Source organism: Paraburkholderia sp. RL17-368-BIF-A (assembly GCF_046054045.1).
Taxonomy (GTDB): domain Bacteria; phylum Pseudomonadota; class Gammaproteobacteria; order Burkholderiales; family Burkholderiaceae; genus Paraburkholderia; species Paraburkholderia graminis.
Map to the genome: position 1 here is coordinate 17673 of NZ_JARESN010000002.1, position 24042 is coordinate 41714.

Annotated in this window: 25 protein-coding genes; 16 read left to right on the forward strand and 9 right to left on the reverse strand. The window is 61.3% G+C overall.

The window, feature by feature from the left end:
- Positions 1-193: 193 nt before the first annotated feature.
- The 4 genes from P0D87_RS03150 to P0D87_RS03165 all read left to right on the forward strand — a co-directional run bounded on the left by P0D87_RS03150 (position 194) and on the right by P0D87_RS03165 (position 5127).
- Positions 194-1552, forward strand: coding sequence for an MFS transporter (locus tag P0D87_RS03150; RefSeq protein ID WP_053859384.1), 1359 nt, complete (start codon positions 194-196; stop codon positions 1550-1552).
- 76 nt (positions 1553-1628) lie between these two features.
- Positions 1629-2354: a nitroreductase gene (locus P0D87_RS03155; protein ID WP_051153874.1), complete on the forward strand. Its 726-nt coding sequence runs from the start codon at positions 1629-1631 to the stop codon at positions 2352-2354.
- 14 nt (positions 2355-2368) lie between these two features.
- The gene (locus P0D87_RS03160) at positions 2369-4021 is read left to right on the forward strand and encodes an AMP-binding protein (RefSeq protein ID WP_053859383.1); all 1653 of its coding nucleotides are present in this window, start codon (positions 2369-2371) and stop codon (positions 4019-4021) included.
- A 107-nt stretch (positions 4022-4128) separates the two neighbouring features.
- Positions 4129-5127, forward strand: a complete 999-nt coding sequence (locus tag P0D87_RS03165; RefSeq protein ID WP_053859382.1) for an NADPH:quinone oxidoreductase family protein — start codon at positions 4129-4131, stop codon at positions 5125-5127.
- Positions 5128-5155: 28 nt separating this feature from the next.
- Here P0D87_RS03165 and P0D87_RS03170 read toward each other — a convergent pair whose 3' ends face one another.
- On the reverse strand, positions 5156-5944 hold the full coding sequence (locus tag P0D87_RS03170; RefSeq protein WP_053859381.1) for an SDR family NAD(P)-dependent oxidoreductase: 789 nt from the start codon (positions 5942-5944) through the stop codon (positions 5156-5158).
- A 174-nt stretch (positions 5945-6118) separates the two neighbouring features.
- Here P0D87_RS03170 and P0D87_RS03175 point away from each other — a divergent pair, with 174 nt between their 5' ends.
- Positions 6119-6730, forward strand: coding sequence for a TetR/AcrR family transcriptional regulator (locus tag P0D87_RS03175; protein ID WP_053859380.1), 612 nt, complete (start codon positions 6119-6121; stop codon positions 6728-6730).
- Positions 6731-6761: 31 nt separating this feature from the next.
- Here the strand turns inward: P0D87_RS03175 and P0D87_RS03180 are convergent, their stop codons facing one another.
- A complete protein-coding gene (locus P0D87_RS03180) occupies positions 6762-7205 on the reverse strand; it encodes a winged helix-turn-helix transcriptional regulator (RefSeq protein ID WP_053859379.1) in 444 nt (147 codons plus the stop codon).
- 89 nt (positions 7206-7294) lie between these two features.
- On the opposite strand from P0D87_RS03180, the gene P0D87_RS03185 reads away from it, so the two are divergent.
- Together P0D87_RS03185 and P0D87_RS03190 are read left to right on the forward strand one after the other, a co-directional pair.
- Positions 7295-8155: an oxidoreductase gene (locus tag P0D87_RS03185; protein WP_053859378.1), complete on the forward strand. Its 861-nt coding sequence runs from the start codon at positions 7295-7297 to the stop codon at positions 8153-8155.
- 43 nt (positions 8156-8198) lie between these two features.
- Complete coding sequence (locus P0D87_RS03190; protein WP_053859377.1) at positions 8199-9200, forward strand: NADP-dependent oxidoreductase; 1002 nt, start codon at positions 8199-8201, stop codon at positions 9198-9200.
- 12 nt (positions 9201-9212) lie between these two features.
- Here P0D87_RS03190 and P0D87_RS03195 read toward each other — a convergent pair whose 3' ends face one another.
- The 5 genes from P0D87_RS03195 to P0D87_RS03215 form a co-directional block, all read right to left on the reverse strand.
- Positions 9213-10352, reverse strand: a complete 1140-nt coding sequence (locus P0D87_RS03195) for an acyltransferase family protein (RefSeq protein ID WP_053859376.1) — start codon at positions 10350-10352, stop codon at positions 9213-9215.
- 426 nt (positions 10353-10778) lie between these two features.
- A complete protein-coding gene (locus P0D87_RS03200; RefSeq protein ID WP_006052099.1) occupies positions 10779-11786 on the reverse strand; it encodes a zinc-binding alcohol dehydrogenase family protein in 1008 nt (335 codons plus the stop codon).
- Positions 11787-11947: 161 nt separating this feature from the next.
- Positions 11948-12895: an ABC transporter substrate-binding protein gene (locus P0D87_RS03205; protein WP_006052100.1), complete on the reverse strand. Its 948-nt coding sequence runs from the start codon at positions 12893-12895 to the stop codon at positions 11948-11950.
- A gap of 48 nt (positions 12896-12943) precedes the next feature.
- Positions 12944-13975: an ABC transporter permease gene (locus P0D87_RS03210; RefSeq protein WP_053859375.1), complete on the reverse strand. Its 1032-nt coding sequence runs from the start codon at positions 13973-13975 to the stop codon at positions 12944-12946.
- Positions 13968-15527 (reverse strand): sugar ABC transporter ATP-binding protein, encoded by a 1560-nt coding sequence (locus P0D87_RS03215; protein ID WP_244231067.1) that lies wholly within the window; start codon positions 15525-15527, stop codon positions 13968-13970. The genes P0D87_RS03210 and P0D87_RS03215 overlap by 8 nt, the downstream gene beginning before the upstream one ends.
- Before the next feature lie 239 nt (positions 15528-15766).
- Here P0D87_RS03215 and P0D87_RS03220 point away from each other — a divergent pair, with 239 nt between their 5' ends.
- Positions 15767-16468, forward strand: coding sequence for a FadR/GntR family transcriptional regulator (locus P0D87_RS03220; RefSeq protein WP_006052103.1), 702 nt, complete (start codon positions 15767-15769; stop codon positions 16466-16468).
- A gap of 120 nt (positions 16469-16588) precedes the next feature.
- Here the strand turns inward: P0D87_RS03220 and P0D87_RS03225 are convergent, their stop codons facing one another.
- The gene (locus P0D87_RS03225; RefSeq protein WP_053859373.1) at positions 16589-17341 is read right to left on the reverse strand and encodes an SDR family oxidoreductase; all 753 of its coding nucleotides are present in this window, start codon (positions 17339-17341) and stop codon (positions 16589-16591) included.
- A gap of 99 nt (positions 17342-17440) precedes the next feature.
- On the opposite strand from P0D87_RS03225, the gene P0D87_RS03230 reads away from it, so the two are divergent.
- Positions 17441-18361, forward strand: coding sequence for an AraC family transcriptional regulator (locus tag P0D87_RS03230; protein ID WP_053859372.1), 921 nt, complete (start codon positions 17441-17443; stop codon positions 18359-18361).
- Positions 18362-18395: 34 nt separating this feature from the next.
- On the opposite strand, the gene P0D87_RS03235 is transcribed toward P0D87_RS03230, so the two are convergent.
- A complete protein-coding gene (locus P0D87_RS03235) occupies positions 18396-19229 on the reverse strand; it encodes an oxidoreductase (protein ID WP_053859371.1) in 834 nt (277 codons plus the stop codon).
- 108 nt (positions 19230-19337) lie between these two features.
- Here P0D87_RS03235 and P0D87_RS03240 point away from each other — a divergent pair, with 108 nt between their 5' ends.
- From P0D87_RS03240 to P0D87_RS03270, 7 genes are all read left to right on the forward strand, one after another.
- Entirely contained in the window at positions 19338-20318 is a 981-nt protein-coding gene (locus P0D87_RS03240; protein WP_053859370.1) for an AraC family transcriptional regulator, read from the forward strand.
- A 114-nt stretch (positions 20319-20432) separates the two neighbouring features.
- Positions 20433-20744 carry a hypothetical protein gene (locus P0D87_RS03245; RefSeq protein ID WP_006052108.1) on the forward strand — a complete coding sequence of 104 codons (312 nt, stop codon included), beginning with the start codon at positions 20433-20435 and terminating at the stop codon, positions 20742-20744.
- 164 nt (positions 20745-20908) lie between these two features.
- Positions 20909-21505: a DUF4142 domain-containing protein gene (locus P0D87_RS03250; protein ID WP_171799983.1), complete on the forward strand. Its 597-nt coding sequence runs from the start codon at positions 20909-20911 to the stop codon at positions 21503-21505.
- Positions 21506-21614: 109 nt separating this feature from the next.
- Positions 21615-21797 (forward strand): hypothetical protein, encoded by a 183-nt coding sequence (locus P0D87_RS03255; RefSeq protein WP_006052110.1) that lies wholly within the window; start codon positions 21615-21617, stop codon positions 21795-21797.
- A 112-nt stretch (positions 21798-21909) separates the two neighbouring features.
- Positions 21910-22152 carry a DUF3460 family protein gene (locus tag P0D87_RS03260; RefSeq protein ID WP_006052111.1) on the forward strand — a complete coding sequence of 81 codons (243 nt, stop codon included), beginning with the start codon at positions 21910-21912 and terminating at the stop codon, positions 22150-22152.
- Positions 22153-22222: 70 nt separating this feature from the next.
- Complete coding sequence (locus tag P0D87_RS03265) at positions 22223-22561, forward strand: DUF4148 domain-containing protein (protein WP_171799982.1); 339 nt, start codon at positions 22223-22225, stop codon at positions 22559-22561.
- 139 nt (positions 22562-22700) lie between these two features.
- On the forward strand, positions 22701-23996 hold the full coding sequence (locus P0D87_RS03270; RefSeq protein WP_006052113.1) for an MFS transporter: 1296 nt from the start codon (positions 22701-22703) through the stop codon (positions 23994-23996).
- Positions 23997-24042: the final 46 nt, after the last annotated feature.

Genomic DNA, 24042 nt, shown 5'->3' on the forward strand with positions numbered 1-24042 from the left:
GCCATGTCCGGTTCCGGGCGTTAGCGTTACACCGGAACCGCCAGTGTCACAACACCGCAAACGCAGGTGTTCGGCGACCTCACTCATCTTGAAGTTAATGGGCATCGACTGTCCGCAGCCTTCGCCCGACACTGCTTGTAACACAGCGGCCTGCGCGGACTTCGGCCACGACATTAAACCAAAGGAGACAAGCATGAACCAGATCGATGTTCATTCACTCGCGGGCCAGGCCAGGTTCAACGGCTTGCACAGGCTGGTCCTGTTCTGGTGCGTGTTGATGCTGATAGTCGACGGCTACGATCTCGCCATCGTCGGTGCAGCGTTGCCGTCGATCATGAAGGGCATGCACATCGACGCGACCAGTGCCGGCATCATGGCCGCATCGGCACTGTTTGGCGTGATGCTCGGGGCTATTTTCCTCGGCACGCTGGCTGACCGTTTCGGCCGGCCCACGATGATCTGCGTGTGTGTGGCGCTGTTCAGTCTCTTTACCGCCGCCGCCGGACTGACGAACGATCCCGTCAGTTTCAGCGTGACCCGATTCATCGCGGGCCTCGGCATCGGCGGCGTCTTGCCGATCGTCACCGCGCAAATGGCGGAGTTCTCGCCCAATGCGTTGCGCACGCGATTGGTCACACTCGTATTCGCGGGATATTCGGTTGGCGGCATTCTGGTGGCGCTCACTGCAAAGGAGCTTATCGGCAGTTATGGCTGGCAATCCGTCTTCTTTGCCGCGGGCCTGCCTGTTCTGCTAATTCCGTTCATCATTAAAACGATGCCTCATTCGATGACCTTTCTGGTCAAGAACGGCCGACATAAAGAACTGCGCGCGCTCGTGAAGCGCCTCGTGCCCGACTATTCGTTGAGTGACGACGAGCAGTTTTCAGGACCGTCGTCGGACAAAAACAGGGACGTCTCGGTGCGACGACTCTTTCAGGACGGCCGCGGTTTCAGTACTACGATGATGTGGGTCGCATTCATGACCGGCCTTTTCATGGTGTACGCACTGAGTTCGTGGTTGACCAAGCTCATGGCGATGGCGGGATACAGCCTCGGTTCGGCTTTGAACTTCGTGATCGTGTTTAACGTCGGCGCGATTGCGGGTGCGATTCTCGGCGGCTGGCTGGGCGACAGGGTCAATATCAAGCGGGTGCTGATCGCGTTCTACGTCGTGGGAGCCGTCGCACTCTCGCTGATGGGTTACACGAAATCGACAGCGTCATTGTTTGTCGTTGTATTCGTTGTAGGCGCATCGACGCTCGGTACTCAATTGCTCGCCTATGCTTATGCGGGCGGCTTCTATCCCCATGCAATCCGCTCTACGGGTGTCGGTTTTGCTTCTGGCGTGGGCCGCATCGGCGCGATCGTGGCGCCCGTGCTAATCGGCTGGCTGGTGTCGCTGAAGCTGCCGCTGGAACAGAACTTCATGGCAATCGGCGTGGCAGGTTTGATTGGTGCAATGGCCGTGACGCTGATCGATCACGCGCGCGCCGATTCCTATCGCGGACGCAGTGCGGCTATTCCCGCAGTTCAGCACAGTGCAGGGCGCTAAGAGCGCCTATTGCAGGTTATTCACTCGAGAAAAGCCACGTTTACGCGGCAGTACATTTTCAAACATGCAGAAAGAAATGGATCGTCTATCTCCGCCTCCTTTCACCTCGTTTATCGACGTCAGTCGAGCCGTCGACTGGGCGCTCGTCACCCGGCGCAGCGTTCGCGCTTTCTTGCCGACACCGGTTGCGCGCGAGGACATCGAGTCCATCCTGGAGGTCGCGCGCTTCAGTGCTACCGGCGTCAACATTCAGCCGTGGCATGTGCACGTCGTGACAGGCGCGAAGAAGTCGCGGCTGTCTGCCGCCATCAACGAGATCAATGACGATCCCGCCCGCAGCTCGGACCTCGACGAGCCCTACGACTACTACCCACGCGAATGGATCGCGCCGTATGTGGACCGTCGCCGCAAGGTCGGCTGGAACCTGTATGGATTGCTCGGCATCGAGAAGGGCGACAAGGAACGAATGCACGTCCAGCACGGCCGCAACTATCGTTTCTTCGATGCACCCGTCGGCCTGTTTTTTACAGTGGACCGCGTCATGCGCGAAGGCAGTCTGCTGGATACGGGCATGTTCCTGCAAAGCGTGATGCTCGCCGCTCGCGCGCGCGGCCTCGACACTTGCCCGCAAGCGGCTTTCAACAAATTCCACCGCGTGATCGCCGACGAACTGTCGATTCCCGACAACCAGATGCTGGTCTGCGGAATGAGCCTCGGTTATGCCGATCACGACTGTATCGAGAATTCGCTAGTGACGGACCGTGTCCCAGTGAGCGATTTCACTACTTTCTATAATGAATGAACGGAGACAAAGTCATGAGTGCAAAGGCCTACTCGCGAGGGCTCGAGAAGAATCCGGCAAACCACGTTCCATTGACGCCATTAACCTTCCTCGACCGAACCGCCGACGTCTATCCGCAACGCACCGCGATCATTCATGGCGAATTCCGCCAGACGTGGGCGACGACTCGCGAGCGTTGCTATCGCCTCGCGTCGGCGCTCGTTCAATTGGGAATCGAGCCGGGCGATACCGTGTCGATCATCGCACCGAATACGCCGGCGATGCTCGAAGCGCACTTCGGCGTGCCGCTCTCGGGGGCCGTGCTTAATGCCATCAATTGCCGTCTCGATGCTGACGGCATCGCGTTCATTCTGCGCCACGGCGAATGCAAGCTTCTGCTGGTGGATCGCGAGTTTGCCGCGTTGGTCGAAAAAGCGTTGCAGTCGGTTCCGAATCCACCGCGTCTCATCGACATCAACGATCACGAAGCGCCCGACGGCGCCGCCATCGGCGAAACCGATTATGAATCGCTGCTCGCGAGTGGCGACCCGGCATTTGCCGGCCGTGGCCCCGTCGATGAGTGGACGCCGATCGCGTTGAACTACACATCGGGCACGACAGGCGATCCGAAGGGAGTCGTTCCGAGCCATCGCGGCACGTATCTGATGAGCCTGCTGCAGATGACGAATTGGCCGCTTCCACGTGCGCCAATTTATCTGTGGACGCTCCCCATGTTCCATGCGAACGGCTGGTGCTTCACATGGGCGATTACTGCCGCGGCGGGAACGCATGTATGCCTGCGCAAAGTCAACGCGGCGAATATCCTTTCCGCGATCCAGAAACATGGCGTCGATCATTTCTGTGCAGCACCGATTGTTCTCGCAGGCATCGCGAGCATGCCGCAGTCGGAACGGCAGCCGTTGCCGCGTCGGGTGCGCGTTCTCACCGCCGGCTCGCCGGCGCCCGCTGCGGTGCTCGAAGCCGTCGGCGCAATGGGCTTCGACGTCGATCACGTGTTTGGAATCACCGAGATCTCCGGCACGCCGATTAGCTGTGCATGGCACGACGAGTGGGATACGTTGCCGCCGGAGCAGCAAGGCAAATTGAAAGCGCGGCAAGGCGTACGTGCGGCGGCGTTCGAGAAAATGTCGGTCGCCGATCTCGCGACGCTCGAACCGGTGCCGGCCGATAGCCAGTCGTGCGGCGAAGTTCTCGTCCGCGGCAATACGGTGATGATGGGATATCTCAAGAATGCCGACGCAACCGAAAAAGCTTTCGCCGGCGGCTGGTTTCATACCGGAGATCTTGCGGTCGTTCATCCGGACGGCTATATCCAGATCACGGACCGCTCGAAGGACGTCATCATTTCTGGTGGAGAAAACATTTCATCTGTGGAAGTGGAAGAGGTGATCTATCGCATGTCGGGTGTACTCAATGCAGCCGTGGTCGCGCAGCCGGACGACACATGGGGCGAGACGCCTTGCGCTTTTATCGAACTGAAGCCGGATGCTCTCGACATAACCGAGCAGGACGTCATCTCGTTCTGCCGTGAAAGACTGGCTCATTTCAAATGCCCGCGCCGCGTCGTTTTCGGCGAATTGCCGAAAACCGCTACAGGGAAGATCCAGAAGTTTCGTTTGCGCGAGCAGGCGGGCAGTCGGATAGCAATTACCCGCCTGGCCGGATGACGCACGTTGTCTTGCGAAGCCGCCATTCGCTGCGCAGTCAAGCGCGGCTGCAATCACACGCATTAGTAGGTATGCTGATGATTGTGCAAGAGAGACGGAGATAGAGCGTGAAAAGCTTCGTTGGAACAAGCTTCGGCATCGGCTCCTATGCGTTAGTCGATGAACCGATGCCGGATCCCGGTCACGGACAACTGCGCATCCGCATCGAAGCAACGGCTCTGGGTTTCGTCGACGGGCTGATGATGCAAGGCCGCTATCAGATCAAGCCGCGCTTGCCTTACGTGCCCGGCGGAGAGATTGCCGGCGTCGTCGACGCTGTGGGTCCGGGCGTGACGCGGCCGCTTGTCGGTGAACGTGTCGTCACCTGGCAGCTTGGCGGCGGCCTCGCGGAATACGTGGTGGTCGATGCCGCTGACGTTGACATCGTGCCGAGCGGGCTACCCATGCCCATTGCCGCAGCCATGCTGGTGGACTATCAGACGGCACACTATGCGTTGTTCGATCAGGGACGTTTGACAGCCGCCGATACGCTGCTGGTGCTCGGAGCGGGCGGCGCGGTGTCGTCCGCCGCCATTCAGCTTGCGGTGCATGCGGGCGCTCGTGTGATTGCGGCGGCATCGAGCGAGTCCAAGCGCAAAGCCTCATGCGAACTCGGCGCCGTGGCCGCGATCGACTACAGCCTTCCCGACTGGCGCGAGGCGCTCAAACGTGTGGCGCCCGAAGGCGTCGACGTCGTGCTCGACCCCGTCGGCGCAAACATGCTGGAGCCTGCGTTCCGCTCGCTTGCGAAAGGCGGCCGCTATCTCGTGATCGGATTTGCGGGCGGCGCGATTCCGTCGCTGCCGGTCAATCTCGCGCTTCTCAAGAACGCCACGCTGCATGGCGTCGATGTGCGCTATTTCCTCGCAACCCGGCCGGAACAGGCGCGGCGTGTACGCGCCGCGCTGTTTTCGATGGTCGCGCGCGGTCATCTTCGACCGCCTGCGACCATCGCTTTCCCACTCGCCAACGCAAGCGACGCTGTGCTCGCAACCTTCGACCGCGAAAGACGCGGGAAAATCGTCGTGCTTCCCGAAGCGGTCATCGGTTCGAGCGACGCGGGCTAACGCCTGCGCTCCGCTCAGCCGAAGCGGGTCAGGCCGTTGCCCGATAACGCTCCGCAGCTTGCGCTTGCCGGATATCGGAGAGCAAACCCTGGCGCGCGGCGTCGAGTGCATCCCAGCGTTCGGCGACGTGAAGCGGCGGTATGGTCACCAACTCGCGGCGGTCGTAGCCGATCAACGCGGCATCCACCAGTTCACCCACTTCCATCACTTCGGGCAGCGTATCGATATCGATGCCGGCGCGCTCCCAAATTTCGGTGCGCGTGGCCGCCGGCAGCACGGCTTGCACATACACGCCTTTGGGCGTCAGCTCCAGGCTCAAGCCCTGCGACAGGAACAGCACGTACGCCTTCGTTGCACCGTACACGGTCATGCCGAACTCGGGCGCGAGACCGACGACCGAGCCGATGTTGACGATCGACCCTTCGCCGGCTTGCGCGAGGCGCGGCGCGATGGCGGCCGCGAGCCGTGTCAGCGCGGTGATGTTGAGCGTCACCAGACGATTGATGGCGTCGGCGCTTTGCTCGACAAAGCCGCCCGATTGCGCAAGGCCGGCATTGTTGATCAGCACGCGAATGTTCGCGTCTTCGCGCAGGCGCGCTTCGACTGCGGCGAGATCGGCGGGCTCCGTCAGATCGGCCTGCAACACGTCCACATCGATCTTCGTTTCGTCGCGCAAGCGGCCGGCCAGCGCTTCGAGCCGCGCCTTGTCGCGCGCGACCAGAACGAGAGGATGGCCGCGGCGCGCAAAACGCTCCGCATAAACGGCGCCGATGCCCGAAGAGGCGCCGGTAATGAGGACAGTGGGCAGGGCTTTCATCTTGGTGTTCCTTGGCTTGAGTGGGGACCGCTGCCGCCCATCAGCGAGGGCGGCGGTGCAGGCTGGCGTTAATAATGATGGTCGTCATCAAAAAAGTCAACGACTTTGATGATGATCGACATCAATGTATAGTTAAAACTTTAGCGTGGCGTTAGTCGAAGAGAGGCACCGAACATGAAGGTCACTAAAGCGCAAGCGCAGGCGAACCGGGCGCGCATCGTCGAGACGGCAGCGACGCTGTTTCGCGAGCGAGGCTACGACGGTGTGGGCGTCGCGGACCTGATGGCGGCCGCCGGTTTCACGCACGGCGGCTTTTATAAGCACTTTGGCTCGAAGGCCGATCTGATGGCGGAGGCGGCGGCCTGTGGCTTTTCGGAGTCGGCGGCCGGCAGTGAAGGGATCGACATTGCCGCGTTCATCAAGCAGTACTTGTCCCGCGAGCACCGCGATACGCCCGGCACCGGCTGCACGATGGCGGCGTTGTCCGTGGATGCCGGGCGTCAGCCGGAACAGGTCAAGCAAGCCTTTGCCGACGGCATTGAACGGCTGCTGACCAGCATGGTGAGCAAGCACGGCGCGGCTAATGCGACTAATGCGACTAACGCGACAAGCGCAGCGGCCAAGCGTGAAGCGCGAGCCCGCTCGATCGATGCCATCGCGCAACTGGTGGGCGCGGTCGTGCTCTCGCGCGCCTGTCCCGATGACTCGCCGCTCGCGGATGAAATCCTCCAAGCCTGCGAGTCGGGCGCGCTTTCACGCCTGTCTGCACCGAAGAAGAAGCCGTAGCACTCGTCGGCGCCAAGGCGCGAACGCTTCGTCAATTTTCATCGACATTCACGATGCGTATCGGACGCGTCCCGATCTTTGCGCCGGTGACTTCGTCGATCGCAATCGCCTTGATCTCCGTTCCCGTTTCCGCGTCCAGGAAGCGAACCAGCTTGCTATCCCCGCGGTGTTGCCGCCCCCATGCGCCGATGATGAACAGCACCGGCAGGAAGTCCATGCCCGCAGCCGTCAGCACGTATTCGTCGCGCGGCGGGCGCTCCGAATAGCGGCGTTTCTCCAATAGACCTTGTTCCGCCAGCGCGGCCAGACGCCGCGTCAGCATGGTCGGCGCAATGCCCAGACTTTTGCGGAACTGGTCGAAGCGCGTCAGACCCGCGTGGGCGTCGCGCAAGATCAGGATGCTCCACGCGTCGCCCGCGACAGCCAGGCTGCGCGCGATCGGACACGGGTCATCGCATGAATTGATGTCGTCCATACTATTTTGATAGTGACATGGATTTGATTTCCCAGTATAGTCGATTTCAATTTGATAGTGACGCGGGCGTTCCGCACATGGAGCTTGAAATGACTGACAAAAAGCCGTTGGGTGTCGCCCTTGTCACAGGCGCGTCTTCGGGTATCGGACAGGCCGCCGCGCAGCGATTGAGCGAAGCGGGCTACAAGGTTTTCGGCACAAGCCGGCGGCCAGTGCCTGCGGGCGAGCATTCGTTCGACATGCTGACGCTCGACGTCACCAGCGACGAATCCGTCGACGCCGCGGTCGCCCAGGTTATGCGGCGAGCCGGCCGCATCGATCTGCTCGTGAACAACGCGGGCTTCGGCGTCGCGCCCGCCGGCGCCGAGGAAAGCTCGATTGCGCAGGCGCAGTCGATCTTCGACACGAACTTCTTCGGCGTTGTCCGGATGACCCGCGCGGTCGTGCCTTATATGCGGCGGCAGGGCAGCGGCCGCATCGTCAACATCGGCTCAGTCCTAGGTTTTGTGCCGATGCCGTACGGCGCGCTCTACGCGGCAACGAAGCATGCAATCGAGGGCTATTCCGAATCGCTCGATCATGAATTGCGCGGCTGGGGCATTCGCGTGTCGGTCATCGAACCGGCTTATACGAAGACGCCGTTCGACGCGAACTTCCTCGCACCCGATTCCACGCTCGATGCGTATCGCGAAGCGCGTGCTGTCGTCAGCAAGCGAGTCAATGAAGTGATGGCGACCGCGACTGAGCCTTCGGTTGTCGCTGAAGTCGTGTTGAAGGCGGCAATAGCCGCGAAGCCGAAGCTGCGCTACCCAGCCGGCGCGCTTGCGAGCCGTCTGCAAATGCTGCGCAGATTCGCGCCGGCCGCGCTCGTGGATGCCGGGCTTCGTAAAGACCTTCGACTCGACACGATACCGGCGTCGCAGTCGGTAAGCCCTCTCTTGCAAGAATGAAAAACATGCAGCGCCAGATCACACCGGGGGACCCGAAAGCATCATGAGAGCATTCATTCTCGAGCGATACGGACGCAAGCATGGCGCGCATATCGCCGACGTGCCGGAGCCGCAACTACGCGACGACGACGTCCTGATCCAGGTCCACGCCGCCAGCCTTAATGTTCTCGATTCGAAAATACGCGACGGCGAATTCAAGCTGATTTTGCCGTATCGTTTGCCGCTGATTCTCGGCAACGATGTAGCCGGCGTGATCGTGCGCGTCGGATCGCGCGTGCAGCGATTCAAGGTCGGCGACGAAGTTTACGCGCGGCCGGATAAAGACCGGATCGGCACGTTCGCCGAACTGATTGCAGTGAAAGAAGCAGACGTGTCCATCAAGCCCAAAGCACTCAGCATGGAAGAGGCCGCCTCGATTCCGCTCGTGGGTCTCACTGCGTGGCAAGCGTTGATCGAAAACGCGCAGTTGCGGAAAGGACAAAAGGTCCTGATTCATGCAGGTTCCGGCGGCGTCGGAACGTTCGCGATCCAACTGGCGAAGCACCTGGGTGCATTCGTCGCGACGACAACGAGTACGGCGAACGTGGAATGGGTGAAGGGCCTCGGGGCCGATGTCGTCATCGATTACAAGAAGGATCACTTCGAGAAGACGCTCGCCGGCTATGACGTGGTGATAAACAGTCTGGACGCGGCGACGTTGCACAAATCGCTTCGCGTGCTGCGACCCGGCGGTCGGCTCATCTCGATCTCGGGGCCGCCGGACCCCGACTTCGCAAAAGAGCTTGGTTTGCCGGGCTTCCTGACGCTGGCGACGCGTCTACTCAGTTACCGGATCAGGAAGGCGGCCAAACGCCTGAAAATCAGCTATTCCTTCCTGTTCATGCGCGCAAGCGGCGACCAGCTCGCGCAGATCACATCGCTTATCGAAGGCGGCGTGATACGCCCGGTTGTCGATCGCATCTTTGCATTCGATTCAATCGGAGAGGCGATGGCCTATGTCGATAGCGGACGCGCCAAAGGGAAAGTGGTTGTCAAAATGCGGTGATGGGCGCGCGCATCATTGTTCTTCCACGGTCGCTGCCAGGACAGGTGCCTCCTGGCGGCGGCCGTACCACGAAGCCGCAAGACGTTTTCCCAGATTATTGCCTGCATCTTCGACGAACTTGTTGCTGAGCATCGAGAGCGGCAGAGTGATAATCAAAGTCGACACGCCCAGTAATGAAGCCATGAGCAACGGCTGCTGTTGAACGGCGGACGTTCCGAGAGCTTTTACCACGCAGGCACCGAGACCGAACACGATCGGAAAATGCAGCACGTACACGCTGTATGAGATTGTGCCCATGTACTCGAATATCGGCCGATCCAGAAGCGGCATCCTTCTCTTATTGTGAAACAGGCAATAGACGATGCCGAAGGCAATCAGAATCTCCATCGTTTCTATATTCTTCACATCAAAGATACCTTCCAGCAGGATGCGCGAATACATTAAGACCGGGATGAGGCCGAGGCCGATCAGGCGGTAACGGAAATGACTGATTCCGCGCGTGAGCGGAATCAGCGCGCCGAGACCAAAGGCCAATGCATAGTGCAGCGACAGCGTACGCGGAATCGGAGCGAGCGCGACCAGTGCCAGGAAAACGAGAAACGGCTTGCGCGTGCGCGGGTTTTGCACGAGCAGATAGATTGCCGGGAACAGAACCGAATAAAACAGCTCCACGCGAAGTGTCCACATCGGCCAATTCAAATGGACGTATATAGATGCGAGCGAGAGGCCGACCAGCGGAGCCGAGATCTTTGCCGGGAAGGCGCTCGTCGCCCAGGCGCTATAGGCCGGAGAGGACAGTCCCGTCTTGATGAGCGGCCACAGCGCGAGGGCAAGCGCGATCGACAACCACAACGCGGGATAAATGCGGAAAAATCTTTTTACATAAAACGTCTTGACCCACGACGGCTTATTCGCGGCTGAGCCGCTCATCAACGACAAAGCGAGTACACATCCGCTGAGAACAAAGAAGACTTCGACGGCAGCTTGTCCGTTGAAGGTTCTGTCAACGAATATGGCTATCTTGTTCTGAAACGAATCCACGCCGTATCGCGCGGTGATCAGGCGCTGAAGGTCGAATAGGGTCCAGACATGAGTTCCTACGACAGCCAGACAGGCCAAACCACGGAGTGAAGTAAAACTCTTGATATTCATTGGCCACTTCCTCCCCGAAGAAGACAAACGCATCCGAGGTCGGGAGACATCGGACAGGATTTAGTGCTTTCTGAAAACTTTCGATGCCGAGGCGGACCCGGCAAGCGGCATGTAGATAGCGGACTAGCGTGGCACTCTTGAGTGCCGTCACGCAGCGGGGGAGTATAGGTTCAATCGATGCGCGCGATGGCTTGTGAGTCTCCATATCGCGAACTGTTGGCGCATTTCGATTAGTGAATACGGCTTTTTCGGCGGTTGTCGTTTAGCGCGGGCGCGTATCGCGTATAAGTAAAACGCGCCATGTGATTAAGCGCAGTGGCCTTCTGCGCTTAAATCTTGCGACTTCGTTGTTTGCGATAGTTCGCAGTACGCGGATTTTTTTGCTTTGTGACAGCACTGCGTTCCGTTTGACCCGACGGACTTAAATCAGCACTCCACCAGCGCCTTGACGACGGTCTGTCCTGGCTCCATCAGCTTCGGGAACTCGGTGGGTACATCCGACAAGCTCATTCGGTGCGTATTGAGTGCCTTGTCGGGAATGCGGCCCGCGCGCATCGCTTCGAGAACTGTCTCGAAGTCTTCGGCGGTCGCATTGCGGCTGCCGAGCAGCGTCGCTTCACGCTTGTGAAACTCGGGATCGGAGAAGGTGACCTCGCCGGGTACGATCGAGATCAGCACGTATTTGCCACCGTGAGCAATGAACTGGAAGCCGCGATTCATCGCGTTGATGTTTCCGGTTGCATCGAATACGACGTCGAAGAACTCGCCGCCTGTCATCGCCGCGAGTTCGTCGACGTCGTTCGGTCCGATCTGAACCGCTGACACTCCAACATGCTCGCGGCAGAATGCGAGACGATCCTCGCGCGTGTCGAGACAGGTGACCTGTGCGCCACGCAGGTTCGCGAACAGCATGGCCGCCATGCCGATCGGGCCCGCGCCCACGACAAGAACGCGCTGGCCGGCCGACACATCGGCACGGCGAACCGCGTGCGCGCCGATCGCGAGAAATTCGAGCATGGCCGCCTGATCGAGCGTGACGCCTTCGGCCTTATGCACGAACTGCGCGGGCACCGAGAGAAACTCCGTGAGCGCGCCGTCGCGATGCACGCCGAGCACTTTGATATTGACGCAGCAGTTGGTCTTGCCCTGCCTGCACGCGATGCAGCTTCCGCACGACAGATACGGCATCACATAAACGGCGTCGCCGGGCACGACGTGCGCATTTGCATCGGCCTCGGCGACGATGGCCGACAGTTCGTGGCCCATCACACGCGGATATTGCAAGTAAGGCTGGTTGCCGGAATAGATGTGCATATCGGTCCCGCAAATACCCACGCGGCTGACGCGCAAAAGCACTTCGCCTTCGGCACGGTGAGGTGGTTCGCGGTCTTCACGGCGCAGCACGCCAGGCGATTCGCAAATGACGCTAAGCATTTCGGCATCCTCTTGATTGGTCTTGTCGATCACCGGACGGCGGATCGATTCTGTAAAAAAACGGCATACGTTGCCGATAAAACGTTGGCGTGGTCACGAAGGTCGTCCGCATGGTCACATGCCGGCGCGCAGCTATAAAGCGCCGCGCCAGCGAACGCTCATCAATAGAGAACGTTCTTTGCCTCGGACGAATCGAGGTTCTGTTTCTCGACCATCATCACTCCAGTGTCGACCTGCTTCGACACAGGCTTGCGCTCGATCACCTTCACGATCGTCTCGATTCCCTTGTAGCCCATCTGATACGAGCTTTGAACCGCAATGGCCTGGATCGTGCCGTCGCGAACAAAGCCCTGCAAATCCTGATTGCCGTCGAAGCCGATGGCGATCACCTTGCCGCTTTTCCCAGACTGTTGAAGGGCGCGTCCCATTCCCACGGCGGTCGGCTCATTCGCGCCGAACACACCCTTGAGGTCGGGATTGGCCGACAGTACATCGGTGGTCTGATTGAGCGCATTCGCCATCTGCGACTGCGAGTAGAACGGGCCGACCAGTTGCAGCTTCGAATGCGCGGCAATGTACTTGCGGAATCCACCGACGCGGCCCACTTCCGATCCGGCGCCCGGCACATACGACATGACCGCCACTTTGCCGGTCTGTCCGACGCGGTCGATCATCGCCTTTGCGCAGAGTTCGCCGGCCTTCGCGTTATCGGTCGACAGGAACGACTGGTAGTACTGCTTGCCGGCATCGGACACGGACGAGTCGATCAGCACAACGGGAATATGGGCTTCCCACGCTTTCTTCATCGCGGGCACGAGCGCATCCGGGTCCGACGGCGCGAGGACGATGCCCGCCACATGCCGGTTCACAGCGTTCTCGACCATGTTGACTTCGTCCGCGATAGCCGACTCCGTCGCGGGACCCTGGAAGGTCATCGTGTAGCCCTTCGCATCGGCCATTGCAGCGGTCGCGCCTTTCTGGACGTTCTGCCAGTAGTTAGAGTTGGCCGTCTTCACGATTACGGCAATCTCGCCGCCTGCCGCTTGCGCATACGCGCTGAACATTGCACACATCGCCGCGGCCGCAGCCAGTACGGATACCTTTTTCATGTCTCGCTCCTTGATTTGTGGTTTCAACTGCGTCTTCTGATTACGACTTTATGACTTCCGGTTTCGGAGTTGATCGATCCATACGGTGCCGAGAATCACCACACCGATGATGATCTGCTGGATAAAGCTCGATACGCCGTTCATGTTCAGCCCGTTGCGCAGCACGCCGATCACGAATGCGCCGATGGCCGTGCCGGAAATCGTGCCGACGCCGCCCATCAGCGACGTGCCGCCGATCACCGCGCTCGCAATCGCATCGAGCTCGTACATCACGCCCTCGTTCGGCTGCGCGGTGACGAGGCGCGACATCAGCACGCAACCGGTCGCGCCGGCCAATACGCCGGACAGCACATAAGTGAAGAGCTTGACGCCCTGCACGTTGACGCCGGAAAGCCGCGCTGCTTCCGCGTTCGATCCGACCGCATAGATATGACGGCCAAGCGAGGTGCGCGAAAGCAGGACGGACACCGCGACGAACAGCACGACCATGATCACGACCGGATACGGAATGCCCGGAAAAACCGTGTCGGGAAAGCCGTCGGCGCCGATGTGAGAGACTTTGAAAAGCGCGCCATTGCCGAGTTCGCCGAAGGCGTCGCCGAGACCGGAGACAGGTCTTGCGCCCGTGATCTGCAACGCGACGCCGCGGGCGACGAGCATCATGCCGAGCGTTGCGATGAACGGCGGCAAGCCCATGCGCGTGACGCAAATGCCGTTGACCCATCCGCAGGCCGCGCCGACCAGCATGCCGCCCAGCATCGCGACGGGCACCGGTACGCCCGCCTTGACGAGCAGCGCGGCCGCGACACCGGCCAGCGCCAGCACCGATCCCACCGACAGGTCGATGCCGCCCGTGATGATCACGCACGTCGCGGCCACGCCGAGATACGCGATCGACGTGACCTGAAGCGCAACGGTCAGCAGATTGCCCACCGAGAAAAACGCGGCACTGGTCAGCGAAAACGCGACAACCAGAACTGCGAGACTCCCAAGCGCTGCGAATTTCTGGATCAGGTCGCGGCGTCGCTGCCGCGCCTGCTTCTCGATGGCCTGCTCGCGGCCCGATGTGATCTCAAGCATGACTTCTCCCTGATGCATGGTGCAAGATCTCCTCCTGATTCGTTTGTCTTGTCTCGAGGACCGCGGTAATGCGCCCTTCGTGAAATACGGCAATGCGATCGGTCATGCCGAGCAGTTCCGGCAACTCCGAACTGATCAGCACGACGCCGACGCCTTTGGCGGCGAGTTGGTCCATCAGCGTATAGATCGCGTACTTCGCGCCGACGTCGATGCCCCGCGTCGGCTCGTCGAAAAACAGGATGCGCGAGCCGCGGTACAACCATTTGCCGATCACGATCTTCTGCTGATTGCCGCCGGACAGGTTCCGCGTAATCTGCCTGACCGTCGGCGTGCGGATCGCGAGTTCGCGAACGTAGCGTTCCGCGATTGCCGTCTCTTCGGCGAAACGCAAAAAGCCGCGCGACGAGATGGCGCGAACGTTGGTAAGCGTGATGTTTGCCGACACCGGCATCGACAGCGCGAGGCCGTCTTTCTTGCGGTCCTCGGACAGATACGCGATGCCGTGACGAATCGCTTCGCGCGGTGAGCGGATCTCGACCGGCGTATCGCCGAGCAGAATCGAGCCCGAGTCGGGCCGCTCGGCGCCGAAGATCGCGCGGGCGACTTCGGTGCGTCCCGCGCCCATCAAGCCGGCGAAGCCGAGAATTTCGCCCTTGCGCAACTCGAACGAGACCGGGCCGAAGGTGCCCGCTCGCTGCAGATCGCGCACCCTGAGCAGAATGTCGTTCGTCGGAGTGGACTGACGCGCGGGATAGGCGTCGTCGAGCGCGCGGCCCACCATCCGCGCGACGATTTCATTCACGTTGGTCGCCGCGAGATCGGTCGTTGCGATATGACGGCCATCGCGCAACACCGTGACGCGATCGACGATCTCGGCCATTTCGTCGAGCCGATGCGAGATATAAAGAATCGCGACACCGTCGGCGCGCAGTTCCTTGATGATGCGAAACAACTGGACCGTTTCCGATTCAGTCAGCGACGACGTCGGCTCGTCCATGATGAGCACGCGCGCATTCAGCGACAGCGCCTTCGCGATTTCCACCATCTGCTGCTGCGCAATCGACAGCGCGCCGACCAGGGTAGTGGGCGACACGTTCAGCGCGATGCGTTGCAGCAGGCGCTGCGCGTTGGCGTTCATCGTCCGGTAGTCGACGAACGGGCCGCGCTTCGGTTCGCGCGCAAGGAAGATGTTTTCCGCGACGGACAGATGAGGCACCAGGTTCAGTTCCTGGTGGATGATCGCGATGCCGGCCGCCTGCGCCTCCGAGGTGGAAGAGAACTGCACGGGCGCGCCGTCGTAGCACATCACGCCATCGTCCGCGTGATATTGACCGCTGATGATTTTCATCAACGTCGACTTGCCCGCGCCGTTCTCGCCGCAGATCGCGTGCACTTCGCCGGAGCGCAGATCGAGATCGACGCCGTCGAGCGCCACGACGCCGGGGAAACGCTTGCCCACTCCCTTGAGTTGCAAGACCTCCCGGGGAACTGGCGGCTCAGGCGCCTGGCCTGGCCGCGGCTGCGCGGTCGTTTGTGTCAATCCCGTCTCCATTTGTTCAGGAATCTGCGAGTCGGCACACAGGAACGGAATCCCGCCGACTGGTCAGTCCAATTTGAGCAAATTAGAGCGCATAACCGCTTATCTGGTCAAGCCAATTTAGCGTTGCACAACTGGTCATTCCAATAAGGGAAACCCTGAGTTCGCAACTGCACGCGTGGCCGGGCCTCGTGACCGCGTGCTAGACTTTGCCGCGGCCGCGCTTTGCGGCCCTCCGACGGACCCTGCGGACAATGAAGCAAACTGAGCCAAAGCGGCTTTACCAATCTGTGGCGACGCAGATTCTCGCGCTAATCCAACAGGCCGGGCTGCAGCCGGGCGCGCGTCTGCCCGCCGAGCGCGAGCTTGCCAATACGCTCGCCGTATCGCGTCCTTCGTTGCGTGAAGCGTTGATCGCGCTGGAAATAGGCGGGCAGATCGAGATACGGATGGGCTCGGGCGTCTATGTCCGCGATTCGAAGACCGGCGGCGACAATGCGGTGCCGGCCCTCGGCGAGAGTCCTTCCGAACTGATGCAGGCGAGGGCGGCAATAGAGGGGACTGTGATCGTCCTGGCAGCAGGCAAGCTGTCGGCGGCCACGCTCGACAGATTGCGCCGCACGGTGCTGCGAATGAAGCGCCTCGCGGCTGCGGGCAAATCGCCGGTCGATGCCGACCGGCAATTTCATATGCTGATCGCGGAGATTGCCGGCAACTCGGTGCTGAGCCGCTTCGTTGCCGAGATGTTCGATAGCCGCCATGACCCAATTGCGGCGGCGATTCGCGATCACTCCGAAAGCACCGAAACCTGGTCGGCCGCGGTACGGGAGCACGAGGAAATTCTCAAGGCGCTGCAGAGCGGCGATCCGATTGCCGCGCAGACGGCCATGCGGACGCACCTCAAAGCGTCGGAGGAACGCTGGATAGCAGGTGTATTGCGGCAGGGCGACGTTTAAGTTTATCTTGCGTCGCTCGCCTACAAGTGCCGGCCATGTCGGAACATGGCGGCCAATGCGCGACTAATTAGTTAGGATGGCGAACATCGAAGTACGTTGCCGATACGCCGGGCAATTCCATCAGCGTAGGCCGCGCGCGTTGTACCACTCGACAGCGTCTTCTCCTGCGGGAATATTGAACGGGCTCGAAGAATCGGTGGCCGCGAGCCAGACGGCTTCCGCGACATCCGCTGCGTGCGTGACGGTCGTCTCTTTCTCCCAGTTTGCGAATATCTGCTCGACGAGCGCGCCGTATGCCTCGGGAAAGCCGCTTTGCATCCGCGACCGTGCGTTCTCGCCGAAGCGCGTGGAAGGCGCGCGTCCCGGCAGCACGACACGTACGCGCACATTGAACTGCTCGAGTTCGAGAGCCAGCGATTCGCTGAACGCATTGACCGCCGACTTGCTCGCGGTATAGACCGAGAGCAGATGCAACGGCCTGCACGTCACCGTCGACGTGACATTGACGACCACGCCTTCGCGGCGCTCGCGAAACTGCGGCAATACAGCCTGTGTCATTGCGATGGTGCCGAGCGTGTTGGTCTCGAAGATCTCGCGCGCGGTGTCCATCGGCGTACCTTCGACGGCGTTCAGAAAGCCGATGCCGGCGTTGTTGACGAGCACGTCGATCGGACCGGCCGCATCGACGGCGGCGCGAATGCTTTGCGCGTCCGTTACGTCGAGCGGAAGAATCAAAAGACGGTCGGAAGCTGCGAACACATCGTCGCGTGGCGTGCGCATGGTGGCGATCACGCGCCAGTCGCGAGCCAGAAAATAGCGCGCGATTTCCACGCCAAAACCGGACGAGCAGCCGGTAATCAAAACGGTCTTCATGTCGACTCCTGGGGTCGGTGACAGTCCCCAGACGATACGTCGTGAAGGGTCGGACTTGCTACAATCGAACGTCCATGTTTCATTCGAAATCGTCCATCCATGACCGATCCGCTCGCTGAAGTCGTCACCTTGCTTCAGCCGACTCCGACCTTCTCGAAGGTGCTGAGCGGCGCCGGGCGCTGGCGCGCGAGCCGCACGGAAATCGGACAGCCGTTTTATTGCGTGGTGCTCGACGGGTCGCTGCGTCTGTCCGTCAACGGCTGCGAGCCGCTCGTTCTTCAGGCCGATGACTTCGTGCTCGTCCCGGAGGTTTTCGGCTTTTCGGTAACGAGCATGGAGCCGCCCGACGACGACGCGTTGCCTCAGAGCGCGCCTACCGCGCTGCCCGACGGCACCTTTCGTTTCGGCGATCCCTCCGCCGCGCCGGAAGCGCAGTGGCTTGCCGGCCTCTGCGCGTTCGGTTCGCCGGATGCCGCGTTGCTGGTCTCGCTTCTACCCAGGCTCGTGCTGGTGCGCGGCGATCGCCGGCTCGCGACGCTCGTCAAACTCGTGCGGGACGAATCGCGCGCGCAGCGGCCCGCGCGCGAAGTCGTGCTCGCGCGCCTGCTCGAAGTGCTCTTCATTGAAGCATTGCGATCGACGCAAACCGGCGCATCGCCTGGACTCATCCGCGGTCTCGCTGACGCGCGTCTCGCGCCTGCCATTCGCCAGATGCACGAGAGCCCGGAAAAGCTTTGGACCGTCGCAGAACTCGCGAAGGCCGCTGCGCTCTCACGCTCGTCTTTTTTCGACCGATTTAGCCGCGCAGTCGGCGTCGCGCCGATGGAATACCTGTTGTCGTGGCGCATGGCGATCGCGAGAAACCTGCTGCGCCGGGCCGAGGTCGGCGTCGCGACCATCGCGATGCGCGTAGGTTATAGCTCGGCGAGCGCATTCAGCGTCGCGTTCACACGTCACGTCGGCATGCCGCCGACGCAGTACGCCCGCGAGGCTTCAGGCGCCGCGCTTCGAGAGGAATAGGCAATGCAGCGTGCTTGCACGTTGCCTGGCATGCTCAGCCATCCGTCGAGACAGTGACGCTTTCCCACGCGCTGATTTCATCTTCGAGCGACGACAACTTGCCTCGCACCAGCGCGAGTGCATCGCTGCCGAGCAAGAGATGAACGGGCGGATTGGCTGCGTCGATTGCGGCAAGCATCGCGCGCGCGGCTTTTCGCGGGTCGCCCAGTTGCTTGCCGCTTTTTTCCTCGCGAGCCTGGCGCACGGGATCGAACGTCTGGTCGTAGTCCGCGATCGAGCGTGGTGTCCGTTTCATCGAGCGTCCGGCCCAGTCGGTGCGGAACGAGCCGGGCGCCACGGCTGTGACCGCGATACCGAATGGCTTGACCTCTTTCGCAAGCGCTTCGGACATGCCTTCAAGCGCGAACTTGCTGCCGCAATAGTAAGCGATGCCAGGCATGGTGATGTAGCCGCCCATCGACGTGATGTTCAGAATGTGGCCGCGCCGGCGCGTTCGCATGAAGGGCAACACGGCTTTGATCATGGCGACCGCGCCGAACACATTCACATCGAACTGTCGACGCATCTCCGATAAAGGCGATTCCTCGAGAATGCCTTCATGACCGTAGCCGGCATTGTTCACGAGTACATCGATCGGGCCCACGCTGGTTTCGATTTCGGCCACGACGCCGTCGATGGCATCGAAATCGGTCACATCCAGAATGCGTCCAATAGCGCCGCTCGCGCTGAGCGACTCGAAATCGCGCCTGGCTTCCGCGCTTCTTACCGTACCGACGACCAGGTGGCCCATCGCAAGCGCTTCTTGCGCGAGCGCCCGGCCAAAGCCGCTGCTGACGCCCGTGATAAGCAGAGTTTTGCTGGATGACATTGAAGCACGCTCCGTCGTGTTGAGTGAAAAGTGCATGCTAATCTTGCGAGCGGAGCACCGAAAGCCCGGTTCCGCTAATTTTCTTGCCTAAAGCTATGAACGCAAACTATGAACGCAAAACGCGTCTTCGCCGAGCAGCCTGAACTGTTGCGCGCCAACCAGAAGCGCATCGTTGCGCTGCTGCGCAAGCTCGCGCCCGACGAGGGCTACAACCTGACCGCGTTGCCGGGCGTGCGCATCCTGCGCTCGAACCGGGCGCTGTCGCGTACGCCGGTGCTCTACGATCCCGGCATTGTGATCGTTTGCCAGGGCCGCAAGCGTGGTTACTTCGGCGATCAGCTCTATCTGTATGACGAGCGCCATTACCTCGCCGTGTCCGTGCCCGTACCGTTCACGATGGAAACCGACGCGAGCCCGGCGCGTCCGCTGCTTGCGCTGTATCTGCATCTCGATCTCGCGATGGCCGCGGAACTCGCCGCGCAGATCGATCGCGAAGGCGTGACGGAAGCCGCGACGGAAGCCATCGAGGCGCCCCAGAGCATGATGTCGACGCCGATGGATGCGGCCATGCAGTCGTCGGTATTGCGCTTGCTCGAAGCGTTGCATCGGCCGCTCGAAGCCGCTGTCCTGGGGCCGGGGCTGCTGCGCGAACTGTACTTCCGCGTGCTCACCGGCGCGCAGGGACGCTCGATGAGAGAGGCGCTGGCGATGCGCGGACAGTTCGGCCGGATCGGCAGATCGCTGCGCCTCATCCATGCCGCTTTTGCAGAGCCGCTCGACGTGATGCAGCTTGCCGACGAGGCGGGCATGAGCGTGCCGAGCTTCCATAGCCACTTTAAGGCCGTCACGCAGGTGTCGCCGATGCAGTACGTGAAGTCGACGCGTCTGCACCAGGCTCGTCTATTGATGGTTCGCCAGGACCTGACGGCGGAAGCCGCCGGTCACGCCGTGGGCTACACGAGTCCTTCGCAGTTCAGCCGCGAGTTCAAGCGCCTGTTCGGCTTGACGCCGGCGGCGGAGGCGAAGCGCATGCGCGAAAGTTTCGCGCTGCCGGCCTTCGCGGATGCGACGTATGTGTCGTCGCATTGAGCGTTGCCGAGTTGGCCATCTTCGCCGACGTCCGCACTGTGAGCCAGGAACACGGCATGCGCCGCCGTGATCGTTGGATCAAGTTTGGCTAAGTTGGATTAAAGGAGACACCACATGAAGATCGCGACGAAGTTCGAGCCGCTGCTTGCGGCGTTGGTGCTCTCGCTCGCCGGTTGCGCGACGGGCGGCATGCAGCAGACCGCGCAACGGCATCTGAGCGCCGCGCAATGCCGCGATCTCACCGATCTGCGCAACAAGGCGCCCGCCACGCACGAGCGCAGCATGAGCGAGCTGACGGCGCTGCGCAGCGCGGGCTATCACCCGGAATGGCGCTTCGATCCTTATTACCCGGCCGATCTCGAAGCGGCGCAGCGCCAGGTGAACATCTGGTACGAGACCGAATGCACGCAAGCTCAACCGGGCTGATTGCAAGGCGCGCCAGGCATAGCCCATGCTCGGTACGTCGTGCCAGATGGACATGGACCCAGGCATCCGCGTATCGCGAGCGGATGAACGAGGCCGCCATCGCCTTCGACGAGCAACGACCGCTGCCCACGCATCGCAGGCGGTGGCATACGGGAGAGCCGACAATGAATCGCATCGACAGCACTAGCGGCGCGTCAACCCAGGCGCGCAACACCTCGCGCCACGCGCAGCAACGCTGGCTCTTTGCCGCGCTGTGTTGCGCCACGATGCTCGCCGCAGCGGGATGCCGTTTAATGCAGTCGGGCGCCGAAGTCACGCCCAACGATCAGCAATTCATGCTGACGGCGGCGAGCGTCGGAACCGCTGAAATCGACCTCGGCCAATTGGCGGCGACGCGAGGCAGTTCGCCGGAGGTCCGCTCGTTCGGCGAGCACATGGTCGCCGAACATACGCGGATCAACGCCGAGCTCACGCAGCTCGCGGACACGAAACATGTCCGGCTCCTGAAGGCGATGGACCCCGCGAATCACACGCTATATTCGGAACTCTCGCATATGTCCGGAGCGCAATTCGATCGCGAATATGTGATCTCGCAACTGCACATTCATCGAATGGGTAACTCGCTCTATGCCAGCGAGGCCGCGCAGGGCGAAGACCCGGACGTCAAGGCATTCGCGGCGCGAGGTGTACCCGTCGGCAAAGAACATCTGCAACATGCAGCCGAGCTGGCGCAAGCGCTTGGGGTGTCTTCGTCGAAGTGACCTATCGAAGCGCCGCTCGCGAAGCAGCGCTTGTTTTTTGGACCGGCGACGTGTGCGGCTCGCGCGTCGCTGGATCGTTACCGCGCCATGCGCAAATGGAGGATCAATCGTGAAGACCGCTCCCCCCGATAATCGCACCGAGCAGGATGCCAAGGCCGAAGCAAATTCCGGCAAGCCCGCAACGACGCCCAGCGGCAAGCCGGGCAGCGGACAACACGCGGCGAATCACACCAAGGCCGGCAAGGACCACGGCGCCGGCGGCGGCGCAAAGCAACGGCACGGGCCGCGTTAGCGCTTGTTGCCGGTATGCGCCGCGTGGCACGCGGCTAGCTGTATTCAGCAAATGCATACGCGCACGCGCGGTTCGGCGTGCGCCTTCAATGTGGACGATGTGAGAGAGTGAAATGAAGCTATTCGGCCGCTCGTCAAATAACGCTTCGGATGCGACAAAAGGGCTATACGTGTCGCCCTTCGAGCAGTTTCTCAACCAGTACAAGGCGACGCATCCCGAGGTGGACAGACAGCAGATGGAGGGCAGGGCGTTGCTGTGGGACAAGTTTCCAATGCAAGGCAATACGACCGATGAACCGTACGGACAGGTTCGTCTGCGTCAGCCGGGCTACGTGTACTACAGTGGAGACGAATAGGCGCTGTTCCAACATTCGCGTGTAACGGTCGTAAATTCGACATGCAGTACTTTTTCGGAGCGCAACCGGTATGAGCACACGGCAAACATTTCGGCCGGCACGGTGGGCACTGCCGGCAGTGTGGGCATCGTCGGCTTTCGCGCTTCTGCTCTCCGGTTGCGTGGTCGGCGGCGCGCCATACGCGGGACCGCATCTCAGCCCGACGGAATGCCGCGACCTCGCGGCGCTAAAAACCAACGCGCCGCCGACGATGGGCCAGCATCAAAGCGAACTCGCGGCTCTCAGGAAAGCCGGCTACGACCCGTCGCCCTGGTATGACGATCCCTACTATCCCGACGATCTGCAAGCCGCGCAGCGCCTCGTCGACTACTGGTTTCAGACGGAGTGCCCGCAATCGCAGACCGGTTGAGCCGCGCCGCGATTGATAACCACCGTGCATCGATCATTCAGAAAATAGCACTTATCGTTTCCCGCGCGCCGGGCGAAGATTCGACAAACAACAAACCGCCCGCACCCCCGCGAGTTCGAAATTTCTGGAGACACCCTCGATGCATGCTTCCTCAACGCCTGTGGCTCCCGGGCAATCGAAGACATCCGCCGTGCTGCGCGTGACGGCAGGCAACTTCCTCGAGCAGTTCGACTTCTTCCTGTTCGGCTTTTACGCCACGCAGATCGCCGCCGTGTTTTTCCCGGCGGGCAGCGAATTCGCTTCGCTGATGATGACGTTCGCCGTGTTCGGCGCGGGCTTTCTGATGCGGCCGCTCGGCGCGATCATCCTCGGCGCGTATATCGACGATGTCGGCCGGCGTAAAGGCCTCATCGTCACGCTGTCGATCATGGCGAGCGGCACAATCCTGATCGCATTCGTACCCGGCTACGCGACGCTCGGACTTGTTGCGCCGGCGCTCGTGCTGATTGGACGCCTGCTGCAAGGTTTCTCGGCGGGCGCGGAACTGGGCGGCGTCTCGGTCTATCTCGCCGAAATGGCGACGCCGGGCCGCAAGGGTTTCTTTACCAGTTGGCAGTCGGCGAGCCAGCAAGTGGCGATCGTGATCGCGGCGGCGCTCGGCTTCGGGCTCAATCAGTGGCTCGATACGGCGGCGATCGCTGCGTGGGGATGGCGCGTGCCGTTCTTCGTCGGCTGCATGATCGTGCCTTTCATCTTCATCTTGCGACGCAATCTCGAAGAGACGCGGGAATTCAAGCAGCGTCAGCATCGCCCGAGCATGAAAGAAGTCTTCGCGACGCTCGTGCAGAACTGGAATGTCGTGGTCGCGGGCATGCTGCTGGTCTCGATGACCACCACGAGCTTCTATCTGATCACGGTGTATGCGCCGACCTTCGGCAAGACGGTCCTGCATCTGAGCACCGCCGACAGTCTGCTCGTCACACTGTGCGTGGGAATCTCCAACTTCATCTGGTTGCCCATCGGCGGCGCGCTGTCCGATCGCATCGGGCGCCGTCCGCTGCTGCTCGGCATGACGCTGCTGGCGATCGCGACGGCCTATCCCGCGCTGTCGCTGCTGGCTCACGCGCCGAGCTTCGTCAACATGCTGCTGGTGCTGTTGTGGCTCTCGTTCATGTACGGCATGTACAACGGCGCGATGGTCGTCGCGCTCACCGAAGTGATGCCGGTCGAAGTGCGCGTGGCGGGCTTCTCGCTGGCCTACAGTCTCGCGACGGCGGTGTTCGGCGGCTTCACGCCCGTCATCTCGACCGCGCTGATTCACATGACAGGCGACAAGGCCGCGCCCGGTTACTGGATGAGCTTCGCCGCGATGTGCGGCCTCGGCGCGACCATCGCACTGTATCGGCGGCGTGCCGCGCCGCTGCGTGCAGCTTAGTGATGCATCGCTGCGTCGCTCGTTCGGACTTCACACTGACATTCTT

Bases quoted from the DNA above. Each gene is read 5' to 3' on its own strand.
- P0D87_RS03150 (WP_053859384.1), top strand. From the start codon at position 194: ATGAACCAGATCGATGTTCATTCACTCGCGGGCCAGGCCAGGTTCAAC.
- P0D87_RS03155 (WP_051153874.1), top strand. From the start codon at position 1,629: ATGGATCGTCTATCTCCGCCTCCTTTCACCTCGTTTATCGACGTCAGT.
- P0D87_RS03160 (WP_053859383.1), top strand. From the start codon at position 2,369: ATGAGTGCAAAGGCCTACTCGCGAGGGCTCGAGAAGAATCCGGCAAAC.
- P0D87_RS03170 (WP_053859381.1), bottom strand. From the start codon at position 5,944: ATGAAAGCCCTGCCCACTGTCCTCATTACCGGCGCCTCTTCGGGCATC.
- P0D87_RS03175 (WP_053859380.1), top strand. From the start codon at position 6,119: ATGAAGGTCACTAAAGCGCAAGCGCAGGCGAACCGGGCGCGCATCGTC.
- P0D87_RS03180 (WP_053859379.1), bottom strand. From the start codon at position 7,205: ATGGACGACATCAATTCATGCGATGACCCGTGTCCGATCGCGCGCAGC.
- P0D87_RS03185 (WP_053859378.1), top strand. From the start codon at position 7,295: ATGACTGACAAAAAGCCGTTGGGTGTCGCCCTTGTCACAGGCGCGTCT.
- P0D87_RS03190 (WP_053859377.1), top strand. From the start codon at position 8,199: ATGAGAGCATTCATTCTCGAGCGATACGGACGCAAGCATGGCGCGCAT.
- P0D87_RS03195 (WP_053859376.1), bottom strand. From the start codon at position 10,352: ATGAATATCAAGAGTTTTACTTCACTCCGTGGTTTGGCCTGTCTGGCT.
- P0D87_RS03200 (WP_006052099.1), bottom strand. From the start codon at position 11,786: ATGCTTAGCGTCATTTGCGAATCGCCTGGCGTGCTGCGCCGTGAAGAC.
- P0D87_RS03205 (WP_006052100.1), bottom strand. From the start codon at position 12,895: ATGAAAAAGGTATCCGTACTGGCTGCGGCCGCGGCGATGTGTGCAATG.
- P0D87_RS03210 (WP_053859375.1), bottom strand. From the start codon at position 13,975: ATGCTTGAGATCACATCGGGCCGCGAGCAGGCCATCGAGAAGCAGGCG.
- P0D87_RS03215 (WP_244231067.1), bottom strand. From the start codon at position 15,527: ATGGAGACGGGATTGACACAAACGACCGCGCAGCCGCGGCCAGGCCAG.
- P0D87_RS03220 (WP_006052103.1), top strand. From the start codon at position 15,767: ATGAAGCAAACTGAGCCAAAGCGGCTTTACCAATCTGTGGCGACGCAG.
- P0D87_RS03225 (WP_053859373.1), bottom strand. From the start codon at position 17,341: ATGAAGACCGTTTTGATTACCGGCTGCTCGTCCGGTTTTGGCGTGGAA.
- P0D87_RS03230 (WP_053859372.1), top strand. From the start codon at position 17,441: ATGACCGATCCGCTCGCTGAAGTCGTCACCTTGCTTCAGCCGACTCCG.
- P0D87_RS03235 (WP_053859371.1), bottom strand. From the start codon at position 19,229: ATGTCATCCAGCAAAACTCTGCTTATCACGGGCGTCAGCAGCGGCTTT.
- P0D87_RS03240 (WP_053859370.1), top strand. From the start codon at position 19,338: ATGAACGCAAAACGCGTCTTCGCCGAGCAGCCTGAACTGTTGCGCGCC.
- P0D87_RS03245 (WP_006052108.1), top strand. From the start codon at position 20,433: ATGAAGATCGCGACGAAGTTCGAGCCGCTGCTTGCGGCGTTGGTGCTC.
- P0D87_RS03250 (WP_171799983.1), top strand. From the start codon at position 20,909: ATGAATCGCATCGACAGCACTAGCGGCGCGTCAACCCAGGCGCGCAAC.
- P0D87_RS03260 (WP_006052111.1), top strand. From the start codon at position 21,910: ATGAAGCTATTCGGCCGCTCGTCAAATAACGCTTCGGATGCGACAAAA.
- P0D87_RS03265 (WP_171799982.1), top strand. From the start codon at position 22,223: ATGAGCACACGGCAAACATTTCGGCCGGCACGGTGGGCACTGCCGGCA.
- P0D87_RS03270 (WP_006052113.1), top strand. From the start codon at position 22,701: ATGCATGCTTCCTCAACGCCTGTGGCTCCCGGGCAATCGAAGACATCC.